Here is a 26,576-nt window from a genome sequence, read left to right as displayed (position 1 = left end):
TACCCCGCCGAGCTCCCCGAGAGCGCCCCCGAACTACCCAACGCCACCAACACAACGGCCGATTGATCGGCTACACCACGACAAGGGACACGACCCGCCCTCGCCTCCAGCTGCGCCAGGTCGCGCACTTTCTTGGGGTACCGGACCCGCCGTACGTCCTCCTTCATCGCCGAGAGCAGCCCCTCCGCCCCCAGCACCTCGTCCGCCCTGTCCAGATACTCCGGCCGGGGAATCCGTTTCCCGCCTTCGATCTTGTAGACCATGTCCTCGCCGTACCCGACCGCCACCCCGAACTCGGCGGCCCGCATCCCCACCGCCTCCCGCCGCAGTTTCAGCTGCCGCCCGACGGTCGCGATGACCGCGACGCCCCACTCGTCATCGGGATCCACCTCCCAACCCGGCTCGTCCGCCTCGCTCCTGAGCCGCACCACAGCGCCGTCAACGCCCATCCCGCACCCCTCCGTCGTACGACCGTGCCTCGACGGCGCCCTTACCCGTACGGCCGCCTCCGACAGCCCGGCCGACGCCGGGCAAGCAGCGGACAGTGACCGTACGCAACGACTCCGTCACTGTTCACGGTAGGCACAGGCGGCCACACTGAGTGACGTGAACCGAGAAATCCCCACCCCCCTCCGCACGCCAGACCGGGACGAATTGACCGTCACGCGGTCCTCCGCGAGGCGGTGATGTCCGCCGCAAAGTAGTTAAAAAACCCGGGGAAATCCCCCTACCCAACCCCACCCGCCTCCCGCCGCCGCCCGTCACCCTCCGGAGTGAACATGGCCAACTGGGCTGGATTCGGTGCCGGTTGTCCGGCATATGCTCGCCGCGACAACATCGGGTGACCGTGCGAGCACGCAGACGGGCACCCCCCGCACGTACGACGGCCCCCGGCCGGGAGTAGCGATCCCGATCGAGGGCCTGACCACCTAGGAAGACTGCAACTTCCCGATGGATGCAGAGCACACTAGCGCGCCCTCGCGCGCCCGGTCAGCCGTTCCGGGGTCGAACCCCTCGTACGGGGTGACCCACGTCAACGTCCGGCTCACCACGCGGTACACGGTGGTCGACAACCGCCTTCTCCAGCATCGCGAACTCTCCCTCACCGCGATCGGCCTCGCGGGGCACATCCAGTCGCTGCCGACCGGCGCCCGCGTGGACATCAGGTCGCTGACCGCGCGTTTCCCGGAGGGCGAGGTGCGGATCGCGGCGGCGCTGCGCGAACTGGAGGCCCACGGCTACCTGTCCCGGACGCGTGAGCGGCTGCCGAACGGCCGGATGGTCTCGCGGACGGTGTCGTACAACCGGCCGACGGAGGCGGAAGAGGAACGAGAGGCGACGCCGCCACCGCTACCGCCACTGACACCGCCACCGCCACCAGCACCGCCACCGGCACCGGCACTGCGCCCAGAGCGGGCGCATCCCCCGGCAGCACCGCCGCCGCGCCCGCCGAAGCCACCTCTGCCGGAACCCACGCGCAGCACCCCCGACCCGCAGCGCACAGCCACCACTCTCCTCGCCCGCCTCCACCACGACGACCCCCGCCTCCTCCTCCCCGAACGCGAGGTACGACGGCTCGCCCCGGCGGTCGACGCCTGGCTGGAACGCGGCGCCTCACCCGAAGCCGTACGCCGCGCCCTCACGTCCGGCCTCCCGACCGAGCCACTCCTTCACCCGGCGGGCTTCCTGGCCCACCGCCTCACGGAGCACCTGCCTCCGCCACCGCCGCCCGTCCCGCCGCGCCCACTCCCCTTCCAGGACTGCGACGGCTGCGACCGCCCGTTCCGTGCGGCGGATCCCGGCCGCTGCCGTGACTGCCGCCCCCACCAGCCGCTGCAGAGAGCGGCATGACCACCAGGTCCGTACGACTACACCGAGAGGCCCCGACTCCCCTCATGGTCAGTTCCCCGCACGAAGCGATGCACCGGATCTTCCAGCAGGATCCGGGACTCTTCCCCCGCGCCGTAAGGGCGCTCGGCGTCTCCTTCAGCGATCCGGTCTCGGCGTCGCCGTTCCCCACCGACCTGACGGAGAACCGCCCTCTGGAACGCCGCGTCGACACCCTTCTCCGCCTCGACACGGCGAAGGACGGCAGCTTCCTGCTCGCCGTGGAGGCCCAGGGAGGACAGGACGCCGACAAGCCCGCGAGCTGGGCTTACTACCTGGCGTTTCTCTGCGCCAAGTACAAGATGCCGGCGGTACTGCTGGTCGTCTGCCGGGACCGGCAAACGGCCGCCTGGGCGGCACAACAGGTCAGTCTCGGCCCCCCGCAGTGGCCCACCCTCACCCTGCGCCCGCTCGTCCTGGGCCCGGACACCGTGCCCGTCATCGACACGCCTGAGGCGGCCGCCAAGGACATCCCCCTCGCGGTGCTGTCCTCCGCGCTGCACAGCCGCGCGCCGGAGTCCGATGCCATACTGAAAGCACTGGCAGCCGCCCTGAAGGGCCTGCAGGCCGACGACGAAGACACCGCGAGCATCTACATCGAGCTCACCGAACAAGGCCTGGGCAAGACGCCGGCCGCGGACCTCTGGAGGCACCTCATGGCCGTCGACCTCTCCATCTTCCAGTCCCAGACGGCCCAGGCCCTGCGCGCCGAAGGCCTCGCCGAAGGCCTCGCCGAAGCCCTCCTCGTCGTCCTCGGCGGCCGTGGCATCGACGTCAGCGACGAAGCCCGCGACCGCATCACCTCCTGCGACGACCACGACACCCTCACCACCTGGCTGACCCGCGCCGCCACGGCCACCACCACGGCCGAGCTCTTCGAGCAGCCCGCCTAGGAGTCAGCGCTCAGCGCACCAGCTCGGTGGCCAGGAGGTCCATCAGGAGGCCGTCGTGCCAGGTGCCGTCCGGGCCGCGCTCGTACTGCCGCATGATGCCGACCGGCCTGAAGCCGACCTTGGTGTAACAGCGGATCGCCGCGATGTTGTCGGCTGCCGGGTCGATGATCAGACGGTGGTATCCGTGGACGTCGACGAGATGGCAGGCCAGTGCCCGCACGGCGTCGGTGCCCAGGCCCCTGCCGTGCACCGCGGGATCGAGGAAGAGGTCGATGCCGGCGTGCCGGTAGTCCGGCTCCTCCTCGGCGTACCACTGGATCATGCCGATGATCCGCTGTCGGTGGTCGACGGTCAGGCACCGGGTGCCGGGGTCTTCGAGGTCGGCTGCGACGTCCGCCTCGAGATCGTCCCCGCCCCTCCATCGTGCACGCACTTCAGGTGTGGCCCGAATGGCCGCCAGGGGGCGGATGTCCTCGCGCACGGTGGGGCGGAGGGCGACGGAGGCGCCACGCAGCACTGTCATCCGGAAACTTTACGCAGCCGGCCTCGGAGCGGCTCGCTCCGGAACGGACTCGGAGTCCCCCGTCTGCCGGATGGCCGGGAGTCCCGACGTCCGGCAACGTGAGGGGCGCAAGCGTCAGTCGCGTGTGGGTGGAAGGACGCCATCGTGCGAAACGTCGTCGGGACCGCAGCCCTCCTCCTGGCCCTCGCCCTCGCCGCCACGGCGCCGGCAGCGCCCGGAACCGGCACGAGCCTGGACGGCGTATGGCGCACGGACGGCTACGGCACCCTTCTCACCGTCGGCGCACGGGGGATGCAGGAGTACCAGACGACCGCCGTCAGCTGCCTCAAGGGGGACTTCTCGAAGGCGAGGGCGAAACAGGGGACGTACGACTCCGACGGTGACGTCCTCACCCTGCGGCTCACCTCCGACCCCGGGCGCGCCCTGCTCGGCGACGACAGTACGGTCGGGCACCGGCGGCTCACCCGGATCAGTGCGCTGCCGGCCGCCTGCACCCGCCCGCCCTCGACCGACCCCCGCGCCTCCTTCGACGTCTTCTGGCAGTCCTTCGAGGAGAACTACCCCTTCTTCGCCGCCAAGGGCATCGACTGGCACGCGGTACGGGACCACTACCGGCCGCTCGTGCACGAGGACACCCCCCGCGCCGAGCTGTTCACGATCTTCAGCCGCATGATCGAACCCCTTCACGACGCGCACGTCCTCGTCCAGGACGGCGACCGCCACTACGGCGTGGGACGGCCCGGGACCACCGTGCCGGGCCCGGAGCTCGACGCGAAGGTGAAGAAGTTCGTCGTCGCCCGCGACTTGAAGGGTGCCACCGGCCGCCAGGACTTCGCGGACGGCCTCATCACCTACGCGGACCTGGCCGGCGGCCTGGGATACCTCCGGATCGCCGACTTCGACGGGTACAACCAGGACGACGACTCCTACGCCGCCGACCTCACCGAACTCGACCGGGCGCTGAACACCGTCCTCACCCCCGCCCGCACCCGCTCCCTGCACGGTCTGATCATCGACCTGCGGGTCAACGGCGGCGGCTCCGACGCCCTCGGCATCCACATCGCCGAACGGCTGACGGACACCCCGTACGTCGCCTACTCCAAGCGCGTCCGCGACGACCCCGCCGACCCGTCCCGTCACACCCCGCCCGAGCCGGTGCGCGTCACCCCTGCCCGCGGCCCCCGCTACACCGGCCCGATCGCCCTCCTCACCGGCGGCTCGACGATCAGCGCCGGTGAGACCTTCACCCAGGCCCTGATCGACCGTCCGGGCCGCACGGTCCGCGTCGGACAGCCGACGCAGGGCGTCTTCTCGGACATCCTGGTCCGTTACCTTCCCGACGGCATGGCGGCCTGGCTCCCGAACGAGGAGTTCCTGACCCGCACCGGCCGCACCTTCGACGGCGCCGGCATCCCGCCGGACATCACCGAACCGGTGTTCACCGCCGAGGAGTTCGCGAAGAACCGGGACTCGGCGTTCGACCGGGCGGTGGCCGTGTTGCGGCCCGCACGCTGACCTGCGCCACGCCAGGTTAGAGCCGCCGGCTCTCCAGCGGCCCCAGGTACGTCGGGGTCAGCCCGCCCGTGTCGATCAGCAGCCGCTGCACCACCACCGTGGGGTCCACCGACCAGAACTTCAGGCGGTGGGTCCCGGCGGTCAGGGTGTGCCGGGTCGCCGTCCGGTTCACGTTGTCGGACGTGTTCCGCGCCCAGACGGTGTTCAGCAGGCCGTCGTCCGCGCCCGCGGTGATGTCGACCGACTGGGGCTCGTCGTCGTCGAAGGACAGCGCGTAGCGCAGACCCGGGGAGCCGAGCGACGGATTGCGCGGGGACAGGTACGCCCACACCGTCACCTCCCCCGCCGACAGCAGGCTCACCTCGTACTCCAGCCGGGGCCAGGAGGCCGCGGAGCCGCCCCAGCCGCCCGTCACCGGCCACGCCGTCATCCCGGCCCCGGTCCGCCCGATGCCCGGCAGCCGGCGCCACCGCCCCACCGCACGGTCGTGGTGCTCCGCGTCGATCGCCACGTACCCGCCCGCCTCGACGAAGCCCCGCAGGCCCCGCGCCCCCCACGCCCCCCGGGCCGCCGGCTGTTCCGCCACGCACCGCACCGTCACCGACTCCCCCGCCCCGCTCACCGTCAGCGTCCCTGACGACGGTCCGCTCGGCGCCCGGGACCAGTCCACCCGCACCTCCACCCGCACTTGCTGCTCCACCCGGCCCCGCGGCCGGTCCACCACCAGCCACGGGACCGAGCTCTCCACCCGGTAGTCGAAGGGGGTGCGGCCCCGGTTGAACACCTCGACGTACTGCTGCGGCCGGGTCTGGTACGGGCTGAAGGGCGGCAGCGTCCCCTCTCCCGCGTCGTCCGCACCGTCCACCCAGACGCCCAGCCCGGCCGCCTCGGGCACCTCGATCCGCCGTACCGCGGGGAAGAGCACGTCCGGCAGTGCCACGTTGTCCTTCTCCGGCTGCTGCCAGGGCGCGTTGGGGCCGTACCGGGCCACGTCGCCGTAGTCGATGTGCGGCTGGGTCTGGAAGCCGCGCCATTTGCCGCCCGCCACCTCGGTGTTGAAGCGGTCGGCGAGGGCGAAGTCCTGGAGCAGGGCCTGTTCCGCGTCCGCCGCGCGGTCGTTCGCCGCCGCTCGGCCCTGCCGGGCGTAGCGCAGGTTGGTGAACTCGGCCTCCCGCAGCGCGTACAGGTTCGCGGTCGCCGCCACCTCGTAGCCGACCAGTTCGAACCACGCGTCCTGGGTGGCCTCCGGCAGCCGGCGGGCGATCCTCGCCGCCCGTCTGCCCAGCTCGCGCCACTCCTCGGTGACCCGCTCCAGCTCGCGGTGGCCGAACGAGAAGGGCGTCTGCTGGTCGTCGTACACCACCTCGCCGGTGTCGGAGAGGGTGATCCGGCGGTTCAGCAGCTCGGGTTTGCGGCGCGCCTGCAACTGACCGTATCTGGCGAGGACTTCGGCCGCGTCCTCCGCCACCGCGGCGCCGAAGTTCTGCCGCGCGTACCTCCGCTCCCACTCCCCCAGCCGGTCGACGTCCCAGCGCGACGGGTCCCACGCGTAGGTGAGGAAGAACTCCGTCGGCAGCTCGTTGCCCTTCAGGTCGCCCACGTTGGCCACCCACAGGCCGTGGTTGCCGTAGGCGTGCGCCTGGTGGAGCTGGTCCCAGACGTTGCGGAGGTTCGCCGTGTCCACCCACTTGTAGTTGCGGCCCGCACCCACGTAGTCGAAGTGGTAGTAGAGGCCGTATCCGCCGCCGCGCGGCTCCTGCGGCGAGGGGTGCTTGCGGATGTTGCCCCAGTTGTCGTCCGTCAGGACGACCGTGACGTCGTCCGGGGCGCGCAGGCCGCGGTCCCAGTAGCGCTGGACCTCCTTGTACAGGGTCCACACCTGGGGGGTCTCGGCGGCCGGCCGGCCCGTCACCTCCTCGATGATCCGGCGTTGCGCGGCGATGATCTCCTGCATCAGCTCGATGCCGTCGCCGTCGGGCAGGCCGGTGTCGCCGTTGCCGCGCATGCCGAGCGTGACGACACCCTCGAAACCCTCGTCGACCATGCGCTGGATGCCGGCCCGCCAGTAGGCCCGGATCGCCTCGGCGTTGCGGAGGTACGACCACTCGCCCGTGCCCCCGTAGGGGTCCTTCCCGCCCGTGGCGTGCCGGTTCCACTCCTCGATGCCGCGCATCATCGGCGCCTCGTGAGACGTGCCCATGACAACGCCGAAGTCGGCGGCCCGCCGGTGGTTCTCCGGGTCGTCCTCGGCGAAGGCCCGCCCCCATACCGCCGGCCAGAGGTAGTTGCCCTTCAGCCGGAGCAGCACCTCGAAGACCCGGGCGTAGAAGTCCGCGTTGAAGCCGCCGGGGTAGCCGGGGGCCTTGCCGGGACCGAAGTGGGCGGGCGCCCAGGTGCCGAGGGCCGGGTTCTCGTCGTTGATGAAGAAGCCGCGGTACTTCACGGCGGGGGTGCCCTGGGTGAACCTGCCGGGCAGGACCCACACCGCGGCCCTGTGCACCGGGGGCACGTCGTCCCACCAATACCAGGGCGAGACACCGATGCCGTACGAGACGTCGTACGCCCCGAAGATCGTGCCGCGCGGGTCGCTGCCCGCGATGACGAAGGCCTGGTCCACCCCGGGCATCGGATGCTCGACCACCGTCTGGAGCGAGGTCTCCCAACGACCCCCGACCCCCGTCACGTCCAGCTTCCCGGAGGCCACCAGGCCGTCGATCAGCGGGCTGCGGCCGATCGTACCGACGAGTACGGCGCGGCGGGCGATCGTGGCACCCGGCCTGATCCCCGTCACCCGTTCGAGGTCGGCGCGGAGGTCGCCCGCCACCCGTACGACTCCTGGGTGGTCGTCCGCGCTCACCACGACCGGGGCGCCCACCAGGGAAAACGCCCCACCGGTGAAGGAGATGTACGCGCCGGGGTCGGTCACCCGGGGCCCACGGTCGCCTCCGGCCCACGCGACGCCCGACGACAGCACGGGCACGGTGGCCAGCCCCGCCCCCAGGACGGTCCTACGACGCACGGACATGCCTCACCCCTCCACCCGAATTTGGTCAGCGGCATGACAAATGGTGGACGGAGTGGCTCCTGTGAGCCAGGGGTCGTACCCGCCGAATACTTTCGAGCCCGCCTGACCCGCCGGACCCGCCGGACCGCCTCGGACACGCCGAAAGGCCCGTACGACCGAAGTCGTACGGGCCCTCCAGAGACCTACCAGGTCAGCCCTTGCGGGCCGAGATCACTTGTTGATCTTGGTGACCTGGCCGGCGCCGACCGTGCGGCCACCCTCACGGATGGCGAACTTCAGGCCCTCTTCCATGGCGATGGGCTGGATGAGCTCGACCTTCATCTCAGTGTTGTCGCCCGGCATGACCATCTCGGTGCCCTCGGGGAGGGTCACGACGCCGGTCACGTCCGTGGTACGGAAGTAGAACTGCGGACGGTAGTTGTTGAAGAACGGCGTGTGGCGGCCACCCTCGTCCTTGGAGAGGATGTAGGCCTGCGCCTCGAACTCGGTGTGCGGGGTGACCGAGCCCGGCTTGATGATGACCTGGCCGCGCTCGACGTCCTCGCGCTTGATGCCGCGGAGCAGCAGACCGACGTTCTCACCGGCCTGGCCCTCGTCGAGCAGCTTGCGGAACATCTCGATACCGGTGACCGTGGTGGTGGTCTTCTCGGTCTTGATGCCGATGATGTCGACGGTCTCGTTGACCTTGAGGATACCGCGCTCGATACGACCGGTGACGACGGTGCCACGACCGGTGATCGTGAAGACGTCCTCGATCGGCATCAGGAACGGCTTGTCGACGTCACGCTCGGGCTCCGGGATGGAGGTGTCGACAGCGTTCATGAGGTCCAGGACCGACTGGGTCCACTGGGCGTCGCCCTCGAGCGCCTTGAGCGCCGAGACCTTGACGACCGGGACGTCGTCGCCCGGGAACTCGTACTCGGAGAGGAGCTCACGGACCTCGAGCTCGACGAGCTCCAGGATCTCCTCGTCGTCCACCATGTCGGCCTTGTTCAGGGCGACGACGATGTACGGCACGCCGACCTGGCGGGCCAGGAGCACGTGCTCCTTGGTCTGCGGCATCGGGCCGTCGGTGGCGGCCACGACCAGGATCGCGCCGTCCATCTGGGCGGCACCGGTGATCATGTTCTTGATGTAGTCCGCGTGACCCGGGCAGTCGACGTGGGCGTAGTGGCGCGCCTCGGTCTGGTACTCGACGTGCGCGATGGAGATGGTGATACCGCGCTGACGCTCCTCGGGCGCCTTGTCGATGTTGTCGAACGGGGTGGCCTCGTTCAGGTCCGGGTACGCGTCGTGCAGCACCTTGGTAATGGCGGCCGTGAGGGTCGTCTTACCGTGGTCGATGTGACCGATGGTGCCGATGTTGACGTGCGGCTTAGTCCGCTCGAACTTCGCCTTCGCCACTGGGGTCCTCCTGTGGAGTGGTTCTGTACGCCTTGGTTCAATCGGCGCCAGGTGATCTTTGCTGTTGGGTCCCGGGCCCCGGGCCGATCCGCCACGAATGCGGAGGAACGACCCGAGAGGCTCCGGGGTCAAGCCTACGGCGTGGTGCGCACTGCGGTGAACGCGGTGCTTACTCGCCCTTGGCCTTCGCGATGATCTCCTCGGCGACGTTCCGCGGAACCTCGGCGTAGGAGTCGAACTGCATGGAGTAGCTGGCCCGGCCGGACGTCTTGCTGCGCAGGTCGCCGACGTAACCGAACATCTCCGAGAGGGGCACGAGGCCCTTCACGACGCGGGCACCGGCCCGCTCCTCCATGGCCTGGATCTGGCCACGGCGGGAGTTGATGTCGCCGATGACCTCACCCATGTAGTCCTCGGGCGTGGTGACCTCGACGGCCATCATCGGCTCAAGGAGAACGGGCTTGGCCTTGCGCGCGGCCTCCTTGAAGGCCTGCGAACCGGCGATCTTGAAGGCGAGCTCGGAGGAGTCCACCTCGTGGTAGGCACCGTCGTGCAGGATCACGCGGACACCGGTCATCTCGTAACCGGCGAGGATGCCGAACTGCATGGCCTCCTGCGCACCGGCGTCGACCGAAGGGATGTACTCCTTCGGGATACGACCACCGGTCACCTTGTTCACGAACTCGTACGACGTGTCGCCACCCTCGAGCGGCTCGATGCCGATCTGCACCTTCGCGAACTGACCGGTACCACCGGTCTGCTTCTTGTGGGTGTAGTCGACGCGCTCGACGGCCTGACGGATCGTCTCACGGTACGCGACCTGCGGCTTGCCGACGTTGGCCTCGACCTTGAACTCACGGCGCATACGGTCGACCAGCACCTCGAGGTGCAGTTCGCCCATACCACCGATGATGGTCTGGCCGGTCTCCTCGTCCGAGTGGACCTGGAAGGAGGGGTCCTCCTCCGCGAGACGCTGGATGGCGACACCCAGCTTCTCCTGGTCACCCTTGGACTTGGGCTCGATGGCGACCTGGATGACCGGCGCCGGGAAGTCCATGGACTCCAGGATCACCGGCTGCTTGTCGTCGCACAGCGTCTCACCGGTCGTGGTCTGCTTCAGACCCATGACGGCGATGATGTCGCCGGCGCCCACCGACTCGATCTCCTCACGCTTGTTCGCGTGCATGCGGTAGATCTTGCCGATGCGCTCCTTCTTGCCCTTGACGGAGTTCAGCACGGCGGTGCCGGACTCCAGGCGGCCCGAGTAGACCCGGACGAAGGTGAGCTTGCCGAGGTGCGGGTCGCTCATGATCTTGAACGCCAGCGCGGACAGCGGCTCGTCGTCGGACGGCTTGCGCTTGACCACGACCTCCGGGTCCTTCACGTCGTGGCCCTCGATGGCCTCGACGTCCAGGGGGGAGGGGAGGTAGCGCACGACCGCGTCGAGCAGGGGCTGGACGCCCTTGTTCTTGAACGCGGTACCGCAGAACACCGGGGTGACCGTGGTGTCCTTGGACTTGCCGGACGCGATGGTGATGCGACGGATCGCGGCGTACAGCTGCTCCTCGGTGGGCTCTTCGCCCTCCAGGTACAGCTCCATGATCTCTTCGTCGTTCTCGGCGACCGTCTCGATGAGCTTGCCGCGGTACTCCTCGGCAGCCTCGGTGTGGGTGGCCGGGATGTCGACGACGTCGTACATCTCGCCCTTGGTGGCCTCGGCGGACCACACGAGCGCCTTCATGCGGACGAGGTCCACGACGCCCTGGAAGTCGGCCTCGGCACCGATCGGGAGCTGCATGATGATCGGCTGCGCGCCCAGGCGGTCGCTGATCATGTCGACGCAGCGGTGGAACTCGGCACCGGTCCGGTCGAGCTTGTTGACGAAGCAGATACGCGGGACGCCGTAGCGGTCCGCCTGACGCCACACCGTCTCGGACTGGGGCTCCACGCCGGCGACGCCGTCGAACACCGTCACGGCACCGTCGAGCACGCGCAGCGAACGCTCCACCTCGACGGTGAAGTCGACGTGGCCCGGGGTGTCGATGATGTTGATGGTGTGGTCGACGTCTTCCAGCGGCCAGTGACAGGTGGTGGCAGCAGAGGTGATCGTGATGCCACGCTCCTGCTCCTGCTCCATCCAGTCCATGGTGGCGGCGCCGTCGTGGACCTCACCGATCTTGTACGACACACCGGTGTAGAACAGGATCCGCTCGGTGGTGGTCGTCTTGCCCGCGTCGATGTGGGCCATGATCCCGATGTTGCGGACCTTGGCCAGGTCAAGTGAAGTGGTAGCCATAAGGCTTCGGTCTTCTCTCGGTCTCGATGTGGGTAGCGACTACCAGCGGTAGTGCGCGAAGGCCTTGTTGGACTCGGCCATCTTGTGCGTGTCCTCGCGCTTCTTGACGGCCGCACCGAGGCCGTTCGAAGCGTCGAGAAGCTCGTTGAGCAGGCGCTCGGTCATGGTCTTCTCGCGACGGGCGCGGGAGTAGCCGACGAGCCAGCGCAGCGCGAGGGTGTTGGCGCGACCGGGCTTGACCTCGATCGGAACCTGGTACGTCGCACCACCGACACGGCGGGACTTGACCTCGAGGGTCGGCTTGATGTTCTCCAGCGCGCGCTTCAGCGTGATGATCGGGTCGTTGCCCGTCTTCTCACGCAGACCCTCCATGGCGCCGTAGACGATGCGCTCGGCGGTGGAACGCTTGCCGTTCAGCAGCACCTTGTTGATCAGGGAGGTCACCAGAGGGGAGCCGTAAACCGGGTCGATGATGACCGGGCGCTTCGGGGCGGGGCCCTTACGAGGCATTCTTACTTCTCCTTCTTGGCGCCGTAGCGGCTGCGGGCCTGCTTGCGGTTCTTGACACCCTGGGTGTCGAGCGAGCCACGGATGATCTTGTAGCGAACACCCGGCAGGTCCTTCACACGGCCGCCGCGCACGAGCACGATGGAGTGCTCCTGCAGGTTGTGTCCCTCACCCGGAATGTAAGCGGTGACCTCGATCCCGCTGGTCAGACGCACACGCGCGACCTTACGCAGGGCCGAGTTCGGCTTCTTCGGGGTGGTCGTGAACACACGCGTGCAGACGCCCCGGCGCTGAGGGGAACCCTCGAGTGCGGGCGTCTTGTTCTTCTCGACCTTGTCCTGCCGGCCCTTGCGGACCAGCTGCTGGATCGTAGGCACTACTTCTCCGGTTTCTGTGTGCCGAATGGTGAAGCTAACCTGGAACGTCGCCGACCCACGCGGTCGGGTGTGTCGGATCCCGCGAACTCCTGCCGGAAAGCAGAAGGGGGCACGGATCACGGTGGCCGCTTCGTCACTCAGGTGCGGTTTGAAGGCACGCACGAGGATCAGGGCACACCCCAGGCACAAGGTCTGAGCGTACCCAGCGCAATGACTCCGGTCAAAACAAAAGAAGGGTGACCGCTTGCGGGGCCTGTGAGCTGGGGTTTTGTGAGAGGCCTCTGCTATACCACGAAGACGGCCGACACGCGAACGGGACCGACACGAATCGTCCGGTACCGGTCGAAGGCCGGTCGGGGGGCCTGCGAAGCCACCGACCCCTCACCGATCGACGCTCCACGAACCTCCGCTCCGGGGCTCTGCCGCGCGTCTTCGCTGCCCCTCGGCTCCTCTTGCTCCCCCAGCCGTCCTCCGGCCGCCCGCGGCGGCCGGAGGACGGCTGGGCCTCCACGAAGCCCCGCGGTAGGGGCTGCGTCCAGGCAAGGGTGCTGCGGGCCGCCGGAGCCCTCGTGCGGCCGTCCGCCGCCGGGACAGGGCCGGTGCCCAGCCGACTGCCACAGCTCGTCGTCGGCGGCCTCTCCGCGCGCCCTGACGGCCGCCGTGGCGGTCGTCGTGCCGTCGGTCCGGGCACGCCGAAGGGCGGCCACCCGTGAGGGGTGACCGCCCTTCGAACCGACCACTACTGGTTGTACGGACCGTAGTCGTAGTCCTCCAGCGGAACGGCCTGGCCGGAGCCCGTGCCGAACGGCGAGTAGTCGATGTCGTCGTAGCCGACGGCCGAGTACATCGCAGCCTTCGCCTCCTCGGTCGGCTCCACCCGGATGTTGCGGTAACGGGACAGACCCGTACCGGCCGGGATGAGCTTACCGATGATGACGTTCTCCTTGAGGCCGATGAGCGAGTCGGACTTGGCGTTGATCGCCGCGTCGGTGAGGACTCGCGTCGTCTCCTGGAAGGACGCCGCCGACAGCCAGGACTCCGTGGCCAGCGAGGCCTTGGTGATACCCATGAGCTGCGGACGACCGGAGGCCGGGTGACCGCCCTCCTGGACCACACGACGGTTCTCGTGCTCGAACTTCGAGCGCTCGACCAGCTCGCCGGGCAGCAGCTCGGCGTCACCGGACTCGATGATCGTCACACGGCGCAGCATCTGCCGGATGATGATCTCGATGTGCTTGTCGTGGATCGACACACCCTGCGAGTTGTAGACCTTCTGGACCTCGCCGACCAGGTGGACCTGGACGGCACGCTGGCCCAGGATGCGCAGCACGTCGTGCGGGTTGGTGGCACCCACGGTGAGCTTCTGGCCCACCTCGACGTGCTCGCCCTCGCTGACCAGGAGTCGGGCGCGCTTCGAGATCGGGTACGCCGTCTCGTCGCTGCCGTCGTCCGGCGTGATGACGATCTTCTTGGTCTTCTCGGTCTCCTCGATCCGCACCCGGCCCTGGGCCTCGGAGATCGGGGCGACACCCTTCGGGGTACGGGCCTCGAAGAGCTCGACGACACGCGGCAGACCCTGGGTGATGTCGTCACCGGCCACACCACCGGTGTGGAAGGTACGCATCGTCAGCTGGGTACCGGGCTCACCGATGGACTGGGCGGCGATGATGCCGACCGCCTCACCGATGTCGACCAGCTTGCCGGTGGCCAGCGAGCGGCCGTAGCACATGGCGCAGGTGCCGACGGCGGACTCACAGGTCAGGACCGAACGGGTCTTGACCTCCGAGACGCCACGGGCGACCAGCTCGTCGATGAGGACGTCACCGAGGTCGGTGTTGGCCGGGGCCAGCACCACGCCGTCCACGACGATGTCCTCGGCCAGCGCACGGGCGTACACGCTGGTCTCGACGTTCTCCGCCTTGCGCAGCACGCCGTCCGCGCCGACCTCCGCGATGTGCAGCTTGAGGCCGCGCTCGGTGCCGCAGTCCTCCTCGCGGATGATGACGTCCTGCGAGACGTCCACCAGACGACGGGTCAGGTAACCCGAGTCGGCGGTACGCAGGGCGGTGTCGGCGAGACCCTTACGGGCACCGTGCGTCGAGATGAAGTACTCGAGCACGGACAGGCCCTCACGGAACGAGGCCTTGATCGGACGCGGGATGGTCTCGTTCTTCGCGTTCGACACCAGACCACGCATACCGGCGATCTGCCGCATCTGCATCATGTTTCCTCGGGCACCCGAGTCAACCATCATGAAGATGGGGTTCGTCTTGGGGAAGTTCTCGTTCATCGCCTCGGCGACCTCGTTGGTCGCCTTGGTCCAGATCGCGATGAGCTCCTGAGTGCGCTCTTCCTTGGTGATCAGACCGCGCTCGTACTGCTTCTGGACCTTCTCGTCCTGCGCCTCGTAGCCGGCGACGATCGCCTTCTTCGCCTCGGGGACGACGACGTCGGAGATGGCCACGGTGACACCGGAGCGGGTGCCCCAGTAGAAGCCGGCCGCCTTCAGGTTGTCGAGCGTCGCCGCCACGATGACCTTGGGGTAGCGCTCGGCCAGGTCGTTGACGATCTCGCCGAGCTGCTTCTTGCCCACCGAGTAGTCGACGAACGGGTAGTCCTCGGGCAGCAGCTCGTTGAAGAGCGCGCGGCCCAGGGTGGTGCGCAGCCGGAAGGAGTCACCGACCTGGTACTCCGGCTCGCCCTCCTCGACGGCCGGCGGGGTCCAGCCGCGCGGCGGGATGGTGCCCACCGGGAAGCGGATGTCGATCGGCGACTGCAGCGCCAGCTCGCCGGCGTCGAACGCCATGGTCGCCTCGGCCGTGGAGCCGAACGCGCGGCCCTCGCCCTTGGTGTCGCGCAGCTCGCCGTCGGTGGTGAGGAAGAACAGACCGAGGACCATGTCCTGGGTCGGCATCGTCACCGGACGGCCGTCGGCGGGCTTGAGGATGTTGTTCGAGGACAGCATCAGGATGCGGGCCTCGGCCTGCGCCTCCGCGGACAGCGGCAGGTGCACGGCCATCTGGTCACCGTCGAAGTCCGCGTTGAACGCGGTGCACACGAGCGGGTGGATCTGGATGGCCTTGCCCTCGACCAGCTGCGGCTCGAAGGCCTGGATGCCGAGGCGGTGCAGGGTGGGCGCACGGTTCAGCAGCACCGGGTGCTCGGCGATGACCTCTTCGAGGACGTCGTACACGACGGTGCGGCCGCGCTCCACCATGCGCTTGGCGGACTTGATGTTCTGCGCGTGGTTCAGGTCGACCAGGCGCTTCATCACGAACGGCTTGAAGAGCTCCAGCGCCATGGCCTTGGGCAGACCGCACTGGTGCAGCTTCAGCTGCGGGCCGACGACGATGACGGAACGCGCCGAGTAGTCGACTCGCTTGCCGAGCAGGTTCTGACGGAAACGACCCTGCTTGCCCTTGAGCATGTCGCTCAGGGACTTCAGCGGGCGGTTGCCGGGACCGGTGACCGGGCGACCGCGACGACCGTTGTCGAAGAGGGCGTCGACGGCCTCCTGGAGCATGCGCTTCTCGTTGTTCACGATGATCTCGGGCGCACCGAGGTCGAGAAGGCGCTTCAGGCGGTTGTTGCGGTTGATGACACGGCGGTACAGGTCGTTCAGGTCGGAGGTCGCGAAGCGGCCACCGTCCAGCTGCACCATCGGGCGGAGGTCCGGCGGGATGACCGGCACGCAGTCCAGCACCATGCCCTTGGGGCTGTTGCTGGTCTGCAGGAACGCGGAGACGACCTTCAGGCGCTTGAGCGCACGGGTCTTCTTCTGGCCCTTGCCGGTACGGATGATCTCGCGGAGCTTCTCCGCCTCCTCGTCGAGGTCGAAGGACTCCAGGCGCTTCTGCAGCGCCGCGGCACCCATCGAACCGTCGAAGTACGTGCCGAAGCGGTCACGCAGCTCGCGGTAGAGGAGCTCGTCGCCCTCCAGGTCCTGGACCTTGAGGTTCTTGAAGCGGGTCCAGACCTCGTCGAGGCGGTCGATCTCGCGCTGCGAACGGTCGCGCAGCTGCTTCATCTCACGCTCGGCACCCTCGCGCACCTTGCGGCGCACGTCGGCCTTGGCGCCCTCGGCCTCCAGCTCGGCCAGGTCGCTTTCCAGCTTCTTGGCGCGGGCCTCCAGGTCGGCGTCCCGGCGGTTCTCGATCTGCTGGCGCTCGACGGAGACGTGCGCCTCCAGGGAGGGCAGGTCGCGGGTGCGGCGCTCCTCGTCGACGTACGTGATCATGTACGCCGCGAAGTAGATGACCTTCTCGAGGTCCTTCGGCGCCAGGTCGAGCAGGTAGCCCAGGCGGCTCGGGACACCCTTGAAGTACCAGATGTGCGTGACGGGCGCGGCCAGCTCGATGTGGCCCATCCGCTCACGACGCACCTTGGCGCGGGTCACCTCGACGCCGCAGCGCTCACAGATGATGCCCTTGAAGCGGACGCGCTTGTACTTGCCGCAGTAGCACTCCCAGTCCCGGGTGGGACCGAAGATCTTCTCGCAGAAGAGCCCGTCCTTTTCCGGCTTGAGGGTGCGGTAGTTGATCGTCTCGGGCTTCTTGACCTCGCCGTGGCTCCACTGACGGATGTCGTCCGCGGTGGCCAGGCCGATCCGGAGCTCGTCGAAGAAGTTGACGTCGAGCACTATGCGTCAATCCCTCTCAGGGTTGTGAGTCTGTGGTCTGAAACGGGGGCCTGGGGGTCGGCGGGCCCTGAGCGATCAGGGCCCGCCGGACTCCCGTCAGACCTCTTCGACGCTGCTCGGCTCGCGCCGGGACAGGTCGATGCCGAGCTCCTCCGCCGCGCGGAAGACGTCCTCGTCGGTGTCACGCATCTCGATGGACATACCGTCGCTGGACAGCACCTCCACGTTCAGGCAGAGCGACTGCATCTCCTTGATGAGGACCTTGAAGGACTCGGGGATGCCGGGCTCGGGGATGTTCTCGCCCTTGACGATGGCCTCGTAGACCTTCACGCGGCCGGTGACGTCGTCGGACTTGATGGTCAGCAGCTCCTGGAGGGCGTAGGCGGCGCCGTACGCCTCCAGCGCCCACACCTCCATCTCGCCGAACCGCTGGCCACCGAACTGGGCCTTACCACCCAGCGGCTGCTGGGTGATCATCGAGTACGGGCCGGTCGAACGGGCGTGCAGCTTGTCGTCGACCAGGTGGTGCAGCTTCAGGATGTACATGTAGCCGACCGAGATCGGGTCCGGGAACGGCTCACCGCTGCGGCCGTCGAACAGCCGCGCCTTGCCGGACGGGAGGACCAGTCGGTCGCCGTCGCGGTTCGGGATGGTGTGCTGCAGCAGACCCGCCAGCTCGTCCTCGCGGGCACCGTCGAAGACCGGGGTGGCGACGTTGGTGCGCGGGGCGACCTGGTCGGCACCGATGGCCTGGAGACGCTGGGCCCACTCGTCGGCGAGACCGGAGACGTCCCAGCCGCGGCTGGCGAGCCAGCCCAGGTGGATCTCCAGGACCTGTCCCGGGTTCATTCGGGACGGGACGCCGAGCGGGTTGAGGATGATGTCGACCGGAGTTCCGTCCTCGAGGAACGGCATGTCCTCGATGGGAAGGATCTTCGAGATGACACCCTTGTTGCCGTGGCGGCCGGCGAGCTTGTCACCGTCGGTGATCTTGCGCTTCTGCGCGACGTAGACGCGGACCAGCTGGTTCACGCCCGGCGGCAGCTCGTCGCCCTCCTCGCGGTCGAAGACGCGCACGCCGATGACCTTGCCGGTCTCGCCGTGCGGCACCTTCAGCGAGGTGTCACGGACCTCACGCGCCTTCTCACCGAAGATCGCGCGCAGCAGGCGCTCCTCGGGGGTCAGCTCGGTCTCACCCTTCGGGGTGACCTTGCCGACGAGGATGTCACCGGCGATGACCTCGGCGCCGATGCGGATGATGCCGCGCTCGTCGAGGTCGGCGAGGACCTCCTCGGAGACGTTCGGGATGTCCCGGGTGATCTCCTCGGGGCCGAGCTTGGTGTCACGGGCGTCGACCTCGTGCTCCTCGATGTGGATCGAGGAGAGGACGTCGTCCTGCACGAGGCGCTGCGACAGGATGATCGCGTCCTCGTAGTTGTGACCCTCCCACGGCATGAACGCCACGAGCAGGTTCTTGCCGAGGGCCATCTCGCCGTTCTGGGTGGCCGGACCGTCGGCCAGCACCTGGCCGGTGATGATGCGGTCGCCCTCGTTGACGATGACCTTCTGGTTGACCGAGGTGCCCTGGTTGGACCGGGAGAACTTGGCCAGGCGGTACGTGATGTACGTGCCGTCGTCGTTGGCGGTGGTGATGTAGTCCGCGGAGACCTCCTGGACCACACCGTCCTTCTCGGCCTTGACCACGTCACCGGCGTCGACGGCGGAGCGGTACTCCATGCCGGTGCCGACGAGCGGGGCCTCGCTCTTGATCAGCGGCACGGCCTGGCGCATCATGTTCGCGCCCATGAGGGCACGGTTGGCGTCGTCGTGCTCGAGGAAGGGGATCATGGCGGTCGCGACCGACACCATCTGGCGCGGCGAGACGTCCATGTAGTCCACGTCGTCACCGGCGACGTAGTCGACCTCGCCGCCACGGCGGCGGACGAGGACGCGGCCCTCGGCGAAGCGCAGGTCGTCGGTCAGGCCGGCGTTGGCCTGCGCGATGACGAAGCGGTCCTCCTCGTCGGCGGTCAGGTAGTCCACCTCGTCGGTGACCTGGCCGTCGACGACCTTGCGGTACGGGGTCTCGACGAAGCCGAACGCGTTGACCCGGCCGTAGGAGGCGAGCGAGCCGATCAGGCCGATGTTCGGGCCTTCGGGGGTCTCGATCGGGCACATGCGGCCGTAGTGCGACGGGTGCACGTCACGGACCTCGAAGCCGGCCCGCTCACGGGAGAGACCACCCGGGCCAAGGGCCGACAGACGGCGCTTGTGGGTGAGACCCGACAGCGGGTTGTTCTGGTCCATGAACTGGGACAGCTGGCTGGTGCCGAAGAACTCCTTGATGGAGGCGACGACCGGCCGGATGTTGATCAGGGTCTGGGGCGTGATCGCCTCGACGTCCTGGGTGGTCATGCGCTCGCGGACGACGCGCTCCATACGGGCCAGACCGGTGCGGACCTGGTTCTGGATGAGCTCGCCGACGCTGCGCAGACGACGGTTGCCGAAGTGGTCGATGTCGTCGGTCTCGACGACGATCGTCTGGCCGTTGTCCGCGGCCGTCTCGGTCTCACCGGCGTGCAGCTTCACCAGGTACTTGATCGTCGAGATGACGTCCTCGACGGTCAGGACGCCCGCGTCGAGCGGAGCCTCCGCACCCAGCTTCTTGTTGACCTTGTAGCGGCCGACCTTGGCGAGGTCGTAGCGCTTGGGGTTGAAGTACAGGTTCTCCAGGAGCGTCTGCGCGGCCTCACGCGTGGGGGGCTCGCCCGGACGCAGCTTGCGGTAGATGTCGAGCAGCGCGTCGTCCTGGCCCTGGGTGTGGTCCTTCTCCAGGGTGGCGCGCATGGACTCGTACTCGCCGAACTCCTCGAGGATCTGCTCGGTGGTCCACCCGAGAGCCTTGAGCAGCACGGTGACCGACTGCTTGCGCTTGCGGTCGATGCGGACACCGACCATGTCGCGCTTGTCGATCTCCATCTCCAGCCAGGCACCCCGGGACGGGATGATCTTGGCGGAGAAGATGTCCTTGTCGGACGTCTTGTCGATGGAGGAGTCGAAGTAGACACCGGGCGAACGGACCAGCTGCGACACCACGACACGCTCGGTGCCGTTGATGACGAAGGTGCCCTTGTTCGTCATGAGCGGGAAGTCGCCCATGAAGACCGTCTGGGACTTGATCTCACCGGTCTCGTTGTTGGTGAACTCGGCCGTGACGAAGAGCGGGGCGGCGTACGTGAAGTCGCGCTCCTTGCACTCGTCGATGCTGTTCTTCGGCGGCTCGAAGCGGTGGTCGCGGAACGTCAGCGACATCGACCCGGAGAAGTCCTCGATCGGGGAGATCTCCTCGAAGATCTCCTCCAGACCGGACTTGGTGGGGACGTCCTGACCGGACTCCAGAGCCTCCTCGACCCGACTCTGCCAGGCGGTGTTGCCGAGCAGCCAGTCGAAGCTCTCGGTCTGCAGCGCGAGCAGGTTGGGAACCTCGAGAGGCTCCTTGATCTTTGCAAAGGAGATGCGCAGCGGGGCGGTGCTGGCGCCGTTGTTCATATTCGCGTTCGAGGCAGTGCGCGAGGCGGCCAAGAGGGGGTCCTTCCGAGGGCTCGGACTCACTACGCGCTCCCCGGTCCCTTCCTGGACGCAGAGACAGAAACCCCAGTTCAAAGGGGATCGGTCGTCGGCGTTCGGGTGAGGGTAGACCCCTGGTGACGGGCAGGGGACAGCTAACAGGCAGCGCAAAGGGTCAGTGTAGCCACTCGGCACACTGATGTCCAGTCTCCATTTTCTGAGACCCTCTTCATCGTCAACGCCTGCGTCATGCCTGCCCTCAACGCACGTTGATACTGCCCTCTTCGTCGCCGATCCATGCCTCGGATTCGGACCGTTCTGGCGACGCGTCCTGAGAATTGCGCGCTGCGTGCGGTTCGTCAAGGCCCCGCTGCGCAAACCCGGCGCGCCGGAGACACGACGAAGATCACCATACCTCCCGCCGTGGCGGGTGCAAGGCAACCGCGGTCGGCCTCCCGGGAACGCCGAAGAGCGACCACCCAGATGGATGATCGCTCTTCGCGGTCCGTGCGTTACAGCCCCCGAGGGGGTGTTTCAGCACACAGAGGTCTGCACGACCTCGGAGGTGTTACTTGACCTCGACGGAGGCGCCGGCGGCCTTGAGGGACTCGGCGGCCTTCTCCGCGGCCTCCTTGGCGACCTTCTCGAGGACGGGCTTCGGGGCGCCGTCCACCAGGTCCTTGGCCTCCTTCAGGCCGAGCGAGGTCAGCTCACGCACGACCTTGATGACCTGGATCTTCTTGTCGCCGGCGCCGGTGAGGATGACGTCGAACTCGTCCTGCTCCTCGGCGGCCTCGGCCGGGGCGGCCGGACCGGCCGGACCCGCGACGGCAACCGCGGCGGCGGCGGTGACGTCGAACTTCTCCTCGAACGCCTTCACGAACTCGGAGAGCTGGATGAGGGTCATGCCCTCGAACTCGGCGAGCAGTTCGTCCTGGGTGAGAGCCACGATGGCTTTCCTTCCACTAATTTCGGCTGGTGCCGGATGTACATGTCTGGCGGGCGTACGTTCGGCCCGCTACGACCGCTGCTTCGGGCGAGCCGCCGTGAGGCGACCGGCTTCAGGCGGCGGTCATGATGCGAGCCGAGTTACTCGGCACCGCCCTGCTCGTCCTGCTTGGCGCGAAGCGCGTCCACGGTGCGGACGAGCTTCGACGGGAGCGCCTGGAAGACCTGAGCAGCCTGCGTCTGCTTGCCCTTCAGGGCGCCCGCCAGCTTGGCGAGCAGAACCTCGCGGGACTCGAGGTCCGCAAGCTTCTTGATCTCGTCGGCGGACAGCGCCTTGCCGTCAAGGACACCGCCCTTGATGACGAGGTTCGGGTTGTCCTTGGCGAAGTCACGAAGACCCTTCGCCGACTCCACCGGGTCACCGGTGACGAAGGCGACCGCCGTCGGACCGTTGAACAGGTCGTCGAGCGTCGTGATCCCGGCCTCGTTGGCCGCAATCTTGGTCAGCGTGTTCTTCACCACGGCGTACTGGGCGTTCTCACCGAGCGAGCGGCGCAGGTTCTTGAGCTGCGCCACGGTGAGACCCCGGTACTCGGTCAGCACGGCGGCGTTCGAGCTGCGGAACTGCTCCGTCAGCTCGGCTACCGCGGCAGCCTTGTCGGGCCTTGCCATAGAGCGTCGGCCTCCTTCCGGGTGATGAGGACCGCTCAGAAGGGGCTGGGGAAAACGAAACGCCCCGGCGCAGGCGCACGGGGCGTAGCTCGACCGGGCACACACGCGAGCGCGTGTTCCGGGAGCATGTCCACAGTCACCTGCGCGGGTCGTCCGCGGTTCAGCGGATCCTTCGGCCACCGCATGCTCTGACGAGCGCACGGCAACGACCAGCGGTCTTTGGCTTCTGGAGGAGCGTACGGGATCGGTGCAGTGTCAAGCAAATCGCCTCCGTACGACCACGCTCGGTGCGACCGCCCTCAGGAGGTCGGCCCGCCGACTCCCCGCTTCTTCAGGAGGGTCCGGAAGTCCTCGGTGTCGCCGGCCGGGGGCTGCTCGGCGCTGACCTTCACCCCGTAGTCGCCGTAGTAGGCGGTCTGGTTCATCGCGCCGCTCGCCGTGTCGGCCTTCTCGGTCTTCTTGACCAGCAGGCCCTTGGCGTCGATCCAGAGGTCGACGGTCTCGGCGGTGACCCCGGCCCGGGTGAGCTGTCCGCGCAGGCCGCTGTCGGCGGCCAGGTCGGAGGCGTGCACCGTGCCCGAGTAGTGGGTGGTGGCGGTGCCGGCGACCTTCTCCACGCCGACCTCGTGCGCGTCGGCGGAGGCGAGCAGCAGGCGTACCGGCCGGTTGGGCGTGGTGTTGCGCATGGCGTCCGTCAACATGGCGCCGGAGCCGCCGCCCAGGGTGGCGAGATAGTCGTACGTGTACTTGATCCAGTGTCTGCCGCCGAGCTGCCGGGCGAACCGCTCGCCGACCTTGGCGTAGTAGGCGTCCCGGAGGTAGCGGGTCTCCAGGGAGCCGGAGTCGAGGCCGCGCATCAGGTCGGCCGTGCTGCCGCCGGTGTAGGTGATGGTGAGGGTGCCGGTGGTTCCGTCGGTCCAGCCGAGGGCGCCCTCGGCCCTGGTGGACATCAGGGTGCCCAGGGCGGTGGTGGAGCGGACCCGGGCGGAGCCGGCCCGGCGTGTGGCGCGTTCGGCGGCGCGCAGGGCGGCGGTCGGGCGGGCCTGGGGCGCGGATGCGCTCCTGGCGCCCTTCGCGGGCGTGCCGGACGAGGAGGTGCAGGCGGCCGACCCGGTCAGCACGGTCGCCACCATGATCGCCAGGGCCGCCCGGCGCCCACCCCTGCTGGTCATCCCGCCCCACCCCCATACGAGTCCCGCACCCCCGACGCTAACCCAGCCCACCGACACCGCGCCGAAAGTCGACGAAGCGCCCCACGGGGGGGCAGCCCGCGCAGCGGCCTGCTGAGTCCCCGGGCACCAGGCCGACGAAGGACGGGGAATGGGTTCGTGACGAAGCAGGACGGGCCCCGCAACCCTTTCGGATTGCGGGGCCCGTCCTGGTGGCTGCGCGTCCCTGACGCGGCTGCCGGACCGAGCGCGGGGCTCAGACGGCGGCCGGGTCCTCCTCGACGAGGAGGTTGCGGGTGCGGTTCGGGTCGACCGGGATGCCGGGGCCCATGGTGGTGCTGACCGCGGCCTTCTTGATGTAGCGACCCTTGGCGGCGGACGGCTTCAGACGGAGGATCTCCTCCAGCGCGGCGCCGTAGTTCTCCACCAGCTTGTCGTCCTCGAAGGACGTCTTGCCGATGATGAAGTGCAGGTTCGAGTGCTTGTCGACGCGGAACTCGATCTTGCCGCCCTTGATGTCGGTCACCGCCTTGGCGGTGTCCGGGGTGACGGTGCCGGTCTTCGGGTTCGGCATCAGACCACGCGGGCCGAGGACGCGGCCGAGACGGCCGACCTTGCCCATGAGGTCCGGGGTGGCGACGACGGCGTCGAAGTCCAGACGCCCCTTCGCCACCTCGTCGATCAGCTCGTCGGCGCCGACGATGTCGGCGCCCGCGGCACGCGCGGCCTCGGCACGGTCACCGGTCGCGAAGACCAGGACCCGGGCGGTCTTGCCGGTGCCGTGCGGGAGGTTCACGGTGCCACGGACCATCTGGTCGGCCTTGCGCGGGTCGACACCCAGGCGGAAGGCGACCTCGACGGTGCCGTCGAACTTGGTCGTGGAGGTCTCCTTGGCGAGACGGACGGCCTCGAGCGGGGCGTACAGCTTCGCCCGGTCGATCTTCTCGTCCGCAGCGCGAAGGGCCTTGCTGCGCTTGCTCACAACTGCTCCTGTTTGTTCTTGGAAGGAGTCGTGGTGTACGGGCCGAGCAGGCCCTACCACGGTGGTTCTACGAAGGTGGGGATCAGCCCTCGACCGTGATGCCCATGGAGCGGGCGGTGCCGGCGATGATCTTCGACGCGGCGTCCAGGTCGTTGGCGTTCAGGTCGGGAAGCTTGGTCTGCGCGATCTCGCGGACCTGCTCCTGGGTGATCTTGGCGACCTTGGTCTTGTGGGGCTCGCCGGAGCCCTTCTCGACACCAGCGGCCTTGAGGATCATCTTCGCGGCCGGCGGGGTCTTGGTGATGAAGGTGAACGAACGGTCCTCGTAGACCGTGATCTCCACCGGGATGACCCAGCCACGCTGCGACTCGGTCGCGGCGTTGTAGGCCTTGCAGAACTCCATGATGTTGACGCCGTGCTGGCCGAGCGCAGGACCGACCGGCGGGGCCGGGTTCGCCGCACCGGCGTTGATCTGGAGCTTGATGAGCCCCGTGACCTTCTTCTTCTTGGGAGGCATAGCTCTCCGGGTCCTTTCATTTCGGGTCCTGCCCGCATCCGGGGACCACCCGGTTGCAGGCATACCGCACAACGATAACGGGTATAGATGCGCGGCTAAAAACCGAGCAGGTCAGGCACGTGCCTGACCTGCTCGGAAGCTTTACGTCCCGCTCGCGAGCGGGACGTCCGGAAGAGGCCGGAAGGAGCTAGTTCTTCTGGATCTGGTCGAACGACAGCTCCACCGGCGTCTCGCGCCCGAAGATCTCCACCAGGCCCTTGACCTTCTTGGAGTCGGGGTTGATCTCGTTGATGGTGGCCTGGAGGGTGGCGAACGGGCCGTCCGTGACGGTGACCGAGTCACCCACCTCGAAGTCCAGCACCTGGACCTCGACCTTGCGCTGCGGCGCCGGCTTGCCCTCGGCCTCGGCGGCCTCGCGGGCCGCCTTCTCCTCGGCCTCGGGAGCGAGCATCTTGACGATCTCGTCCAGGGTCAGCGGGTAGGGGTCGTAGGCGTTGCCGACGAAGCCGGTGACACCGGGGGTGTTGCGGACGACGCCCCAGGACTCGTTGGTCAGGTCCATGCGGACGAGGACGTAACCGGGCAGCTTGTTCTGCTTGATCGTCTTGCGGTCGCCGTTCTTGATCTGGACGACCTCCTCCTGCGGCACCTCGGCCTGGAAGATGTAGTCCTCGACGTTCAGCGAGACGGCGCGCTGCTCCAGGTTGGTCTTCACGCGGTTCTCGTAGCCGGCGTAGGTGTGGATGACGTACCACTCGCCGGGCAGCGTGCGCAGCTCCTCGCGCAGGGCGGCGACGGGGTCGACCGGCTCGGCAGGCTCTTCCTCGGCCTCTTCGACCTCGTCGGCGGCCTCTTCGGCCTCGTCGGCGTCGTCGTCCGTCTCGTCGGCCTCGTCCGCTTCCTCGTCCTCGACGTGGACCGCGGTCTCCTCGGCCGGCTCCCCCAGTGCGGCCTCGGCAGCCTCGAACTCGTCCTGCTCGTCCGCGCCCTCGACGATGTCCAGCTCGTCGTCGACGGTCTCGGCGGGCTCGACGGCGTCGTTCAGGTTCGGGTCAGACACGATGGCTGCTTCTTCCTGGATACATAGGGGTGGAACATGCGAAAACGGGCGCCGCTACCACGGCGCCCTTCGCTCTGTGCTCAGCCGAAGACGTACTTGGCAGCGTGGTTGAGTCCATAGTCAATCACGGTCACCAGAGCGATCATGATGGCGACGAAGAAGATCACCACGGTGGTGTACGACGTCAACTGGTTGCGAGTCGGCCAGACGACCTTGCGGAGTTCCGCGATGATCTGGCGGTAGAAGGTGGCGAGGCGCTTCAGCGGGCCCTTCTTGGCACGCTTGCCGCCCTTGCGGGCCTTCTTCTTGGACTCGGGCACCTCATCGGCATCAGGAGTGTCGATGGAGCCCACGGCGTCCGTCATTCGTCCTCACCTGATCCCGGGTCGTGGCCGTGCCGCGCCCGGTTCCAGAGCCGCACGGCGGTGCAATGCTTGTACGTACATGCGCACACATCCTGGCGGTGTGTGTAGCAGGGCCGGAGGGACTTGAACCCCCAACCGCCGGTTTTGGAGACCGGTGCTCTACCAATTGAGCTACGACCCTTTGGTGTCCCCCAACGTACCGCATCCGGACGGGTGCTCGGTGTGTGCAC

Annotated in this window: 19 protein-coding genes and 1 tRNA gene; 3 read left to right on the top strand and 17 right to left on the bottom strand. The window is 68.2% G+C overall.

The annotated features are described in order from the left end of the window. The coding region (locus AB0958_RS12130; protein WP_366890265.1) for a helix-turn-helix transcriptional regulator at nt 1-449 on the bottom strand (449 nt) is incomplete at its 3' end. A 574-nt stretch (nt 450-1,023) separates the two neighbouring features. Here AB0958_RS12130 and AB0958_RS12125 point away from each other — a divergent pair. Beyond that, the gene (locus AB0958_RS12125; RefSeq protein WP_366890264.1) at nt 1,024-1,851 is read left to right on the top strand and encodes a helix-turn-helix domain-containing protein; all 828 of its coding nucleotides are present in this window, start codon (nt 1,024-1,026) and stop codon (nt 1,849-1,851) included. 44 nt (nt 1,852-1,895) lie between these two features. Beyond that, entirely contained in the window at nt 1,896-2,780 is an 885-nt protein-coding gene (locus AB0958_RS12120) for a hypothetical protein (RefSeq protein WP_366890263.1), read from the top strand. A gap of 10 nt (nt 2,781-2,790) precedes the next feature. Here the strand turns inward: AB0958_RS12120 and AB0958_RS12115 are convergent, their stop codons facing one another. Beyond that, complete coding sequence (locus AB0958_RS12115; protein WP_366890262.1) at nt 2,791-3,303, bottom strand: GNAT family protein; 513 nt, start codon at nt 3,301-3,303, stop codon at nt 2,791-2,793. Between the two features lie 144 nt (nt 3,304-3,447). On the opposite strand from AB0958_RS12115, the gene AB0958_RS12110 reads away from it, so the two are divergent. Beyond that, nucleotides 3,448-4,818 carry a S41 family peptidase gene (locus AB0958_RS12110; RefSeq protein ID WP_366890261.1) on the top strand — a complete coding sequence of 457 codons (1,371 nt, stop codon included), beginning with the start codon at nt 3,448-3,450 and terminating at the stop codon, nt 4,816-4,818. 16 nt (nt 4,819-4,834) lie between these two features. Here AB0958_RS12110 and AB0958_RS12105 read toward each other — a convergent pair whose 3' ends face one another. The 15 genes from AB0958_RS12105 to AB0958_RS12035 all read right to left on the bottom strand — a co-directional run bounded on the left by AB0958_RS12105 (nt 4,835) and on the right by AB0958_RS12035 (nt 26,527). Next, nucleotides 4,835-7,843 (bottom strand): glycosyl hydrolase 115 family protein, encoded by a 3,009-nt coding sequence (locus tag AB0958_RS12105; protein WP_366890260.1) that lies wholly within the window; start codon nt 7,841-7,843, stop codon nt 4,835-4,837. Between the two features lie 210 nt (nt 7,844-8,053). Further along, entirely contained in the window at nt 8,054-9,247 is a 1,194-nt protein-coding gene (gene tuf, locus AB0958_RS12100; protein ID WP_132890215.1) for an elongation factor Tu, read from the bottom strand. Between the two features lie 169 nt (nt 9,248-9,416). After that, nucleotides 9,417-11,543: an elongation factor G gene (fusA, locus tag AB0958_RS12095; RefSeq protein WP_132890216.1), complete on the bottom strand. Its 2,127-nt coding sequence runs from the start codon at nt 11,541-11,543 to the stop codon at nt 9,417-9,419. A gap of 39 nt (nt 11,544-11,582) precedes the next feature. Then, nucleotides 11,583-12,053, bottom strand: coding sequence for a 30S ribosomal protein S7 (gene rpsG / locus AB0958_RS12090; protein WP_003992340.1), 471 nt, complete (start codon nt 12,051-12,053; stop codon nt 11,583-11,585). A gap of 2 nt (nt 12,054-12,055) precedes the next feature. Next, on the bottom strand, nt 12,056-12,427 hold the full coding sequence (gene rpsL / locus AB0958_RS12085) for a 30S ribosomal protein S12 (protein ID WP_003948652.1): 372 nt from the start codon (nt 12,425-12,427) through the stop codon (nt 12,056-12,058). A 739-nt stretch (nt 12,428-13,166) separates the two neighbouring features. Then, a complete protein-coding gene (locus AB0958_RS12080) occupies nt 13,167-17,066 on the bottom strand; it encodes a DNA-directed RNA polymerase subunit beta' (RefSeq protein WP_366890259.1) in 3,900 nt (1,299 codons plus the stop codon). A gap of 96 nt (nt 17,067-17,162) precedes the next feature. Continuing rightward, nucleotides 17,163-20,648: a DNA-directed RNA polymerase subunit beta gene (rpoB, locus tag AB0958_RS12075; RefSeq protein ID WP_358983554.1), complete on the bottom strand. Its 3,486-nt coding sequence runs from the start codon at nt 20,646-20,648 to the stop codon at nt 17,163-17,165. Nucleotides 20,649-21,201: 553 nt separating this feature from the next. Then, a complete protein-coding gene (gene rplL, locus AB0958_RS12070) occupies nt 21,202-21,585 on the bottom strand; it encodes a 50S ribosomal protein L7/L12 (protein ID WP_366890268.1) in 384 nt (127 codons plus the stop codon). Nucleotides 21,586-21,722: 137 nt separating this feature from the next. Next, on the bottom strand, nt 21,723-22,253 hold the full coding sequence (gene rplJ, locus AB0958_RS12065; RefSeq protein ID WP_132890220.1) for a 50S ribosomal protein L10: 531 nt from the start codon (nt 22,251-22,253) through the stop codon (nt 21,723-21,725). A 299-nt stretch (nt 22,254-22,552) separates the two neighbouring features. After that, nucleotides 22,553-23,425, bottom strand: coding sequence for a hypothetical protein (locus AB0958_RS12060; protein WP_366890258.1), 873 nt, complete (start codon nt 23,423-23,425; stop codon nt 22,553-22,555). 253 nt (nt 23,426-23,678) lie between these two features. Continuing rightward, a complete protein-coding gene (gene rplA / locus AB0958_RS12055) occupies nt 23,679-24,404 on the bottom strand; it encodes a 50S ribosomal protein L1 (protein ID WP_132890222.1) in 726 nt (241 codons plus the stop codon). Nucleotides 24,405-24,486: 82 nt separating this feature from the next. After that, entirely contained in the window at nt 24,487-24,921 is a 435-nt protein-coding gene (gene rplK, locus AB0958_RS12050) for a 50S ribosomal protein L11 (protein ID WP_366890257.1), read from the bottom strand. A 187-nt stretch (nt 24,922-25,108) separates the two neighbouring features. Next, nucleotides 25,109-25,981 (bottom strand): transcription termination/antitermination protein NusG, encoded by an 873-nt coding sequence (gene nusG, locus AB0958_RS12045; protein ID WP_366890256.1) that lies wholly within the window; start codon nt 25,979-25,981, stop codon nt 25,109-25,111. A gap of 80 nt (nt 25,982-26,061) precedes the next feature. Further along, the gene (secE, locus tag AB0958_RS12040; protein WP_132890224.1) at nt 26,062-26,346 is read right to left on the bottom strand and encodes a preprotein translocase subunit SecE; all 285 of its coding nucleotides are present in this window, start codon (nt 26,344-26,346) and stop codon (nt 26,062-26,064) included. 108 nt (nt 26,347-26,454) lie between these two features. After that, a tRNA-Trp gene (locus AB0958_RS12035) sits at nt 26,455-26,527 on the bottom strand. Nucleotides 26,528-26,576: the final 49 nt, after the last annotated feature.

Source organism: Streptomyces sp. NPDC006655 (assembly GCF_040703965.1).
GTDB lineage: Bacteria > Actinomycetota > Actinomycetes > Streptomycetales > Streptomycetaceae > Streptomyces.
The sequence above is the reverse complement of the archived record's forward strand: the minus strand, read 5'-3'. Positions and strand labels throughout refer to the sequence as shown.

Coding starts and splice junctions, on each gene's coding strand:
- AB0958_RS12105 (WP_366890260.1), bottom strand. CDS start 7,843: ATGTCCGTGCGTCGTAGGACCGTCCTGGGGGCGGGGCTGGCCACCGTG.
- rpsG (WP_003992340.1), bottom strand. CDS start 12,053: ATGCCTCGTAAGGGCCCCGCCCCGAAGCGCCCGGTCATCATCGACCCG.
- AB0958_RS12120 (WP_366890263.1), top strand. CDS start 1,896: ATGGTCAGTTCCCCGCACGAAGCGATGCACCGGATCTTCCAGCAGGAT.
- AB0958_RS12115 (WP_366890262.1), bottom strand. CDS start 3,303: ATGACAGTGCTGCGTGGCGCCTCCGTCGCCCTCCGCCCCACCGTGCGC.
- secE (WP_132890224.1), bottom strand. CDS start 26,346: ATGACGGACGCCGTGGGCTCCATCGACACTCCTGATGCCGATGAGGTG.
- rplJ (WP_132890220.1), bottom strand. CDS start 22,253: ATGGCAAGGCCCGACAAGGCTGCCGCGGTAGCCGAGCTGACGGAGCAG.
- fusA (WP_132890216.1), bottom strand. CDS start 11,543: ATGGCTACCACTTCACTTGACCTGGCCAAGGTCCGCAACATCGGGATC.
- AB0958_RS12060 (WP_366890258.1), bottom strand. CDS start 23,425: ATGACCAGCAGGGGTGGGCGCCGGGCGGCCCTGGCGATCATGGTGGCG.
- rplK (WP_366890257.1), bottom strand. CDS start 24,921: ATGCCTCCCAAGAAGAAGAAGGTCACGGGGCTCATCAAGCTCCAGATC.